This is a genomic window from Taklimakanibacter deserti, from assembly GCA_003574785.1.
This window is the reverse complement of record QORU01000067.1, coordinates 1-591: the sequence shown is the minus strand read 5'-3', so window position 1 is coordinate 591 and position 591 is coordinate 1. Positions and strand designations below refer to the sequence as shown.

At 44.8% G+C, this 591-nt stretch carries 1 pseudogene; it reads left to right on the top strand.

Annotated elements, in window-relative coordinates:
• Positions 1 to 591, top strand: a pseudogene (ompA, locus tag DS839_RS35970) (porin OmpA); the annotation flags it as partial.

Here is a 591-nt window from a genome sequence, read left to right as displayed (position 1 = left end):
GTTCTTTAATTTTAGGTGCGGGTGTTGAGTACGCAATTCTTCCTGAATTAGCGGCACGTGTTGAATACCAATGGTTAAACAACGCAGGTAAAGCAAGCTACTCTACTTTAAATCGTATGGGTGCAACTGACTACCGTTCGGATATCAGTTCCGTATCTGCAGGTTTAAGCTACCGTTTCGGTCAAGGTGCGGCACCGGTTGCAGCTCCGGCAGTTGAAACTAAAAACTTCGCATTCAGCTCTGACGTATTATTCGCATTCGGTAAATCAAACTTAAAACCGGCTGCGGCAACAGCATTAGATGCAATGCAAACCGAAATCAATAACGCAGGTTTATCAAATGCTGCGATCCAAGTAAACGGTTACACGGACCGTATCGGTAAAGAAGCTTCAAACTTAAAACTTTCACAACGTCGTGCAGAAACAGTAGCTAACTACATCGTTTCTAAAGGTGCTCCGGCAGCTAACGTAACTGCAGTAGGTTACGGTGAAGCAAACCCTGTAACCGGCGCAACATGTGATGCAGTTAAAGGTCGTAAAGCATTAATCGCTTGCTTAGCACCGGATCGTCGTGTTGAAGTTCAAGTTCAAG